Genomic DNA, 768 nt, shown 5'->3' on the forward strand with positions numbered 1-768 from the left:
TTTCTGACGTTTTCGCCGCACCGGCACTGGTGGCCGCCGCGTTTTTTGAGGACTCTGCGGCTGCGGCACTTTTTTCCGCTTCAGTGGCCTTTGCTGATGCCGCTTCTGCGCCGGAGGACGCTTCCTGAGCTGACGATGCAGCCTGTCCGGCGGACGTGCTGGCGGCGCGTGCTGAGTCAGTTGCATCAGTCACAAGGGCCGCGACCTGAGCAGCTGATGCACTGGCATCGCCGGCTGATTTCTTCGCGTCTGCCGTACTCTGTGCCACCACGGACGCGTTACGCGCCACCTCTTCCACCATCAGTTCAAGACGACGCAGCACCTCCGGCCGGGCATCATCCTCCGTCATGGCACAGAGAAAATCATTCAGCGTCCCCGGTTGTGAATCTTCATACACGGTGATGGTCCCGGCGTGCGATGGTGGAAAACCGTCAACCTGCAGGATGACACTGTACTGACCGTACTCCACATCCATGCTGTAACGCCCGGCTTCATCCGGATTCTCTGAGCCCACCGTGTTCACCACCACCGTGGTGCTGTTACGTCTGGCTTTCAGCTGAATGGTGCAGTTCTGTACCGGTTTTCCTGTGCCGTCTTTCAGGACTCCTGAAATCTTTACTGCCATATTCACCCCACAAAAAAGCCCACCGGTTCCGGCGGGCTGTCATAACACTGTGTTACCTGGCTAATCAGAATTTATAACCGACCCCAACGATGAATCCGTCAGTACGCCAGTCGCCACTGCCGGAGCCTTCATAAGCAATATCA

2 protein-coding genes are annotated in these 768 nt (G+C 57.3%); both read right to left on the minus strand.

The genetic code is table 11. The annotated features are described in order from the left end of the window. A partial coding sequence (locus P3R27_RS14470) for a prophage tail fiber N-terminal domain-containing protein (RefSeq protein ID WP_207633618.1) occupies window positions 1–625 on the minus strand: 625 nt, incomplete at its 3' end. Between the two features lie 64 nt (window positions 626–689). Continuing rightward, window positions 690–768: Ail/Lom family outer membrane beta-barrel protein (locus P3R27_RS14475; RefSeq protein WP_150327807.1), on the minus strand; the 79-nt coding region annotated here is incomplete at its 5' end.

The organism is Enterococcus spodopteracolus (genome assembly GCF_030441955.1).
In the GTDB taxonomy this organism is placed as follows: Bacteria; Bacillota; Bacilli; order Lactobacillales; family Enterococcaceae; genus Enterococcus_B; species Enterococcus_B spodopteracolus.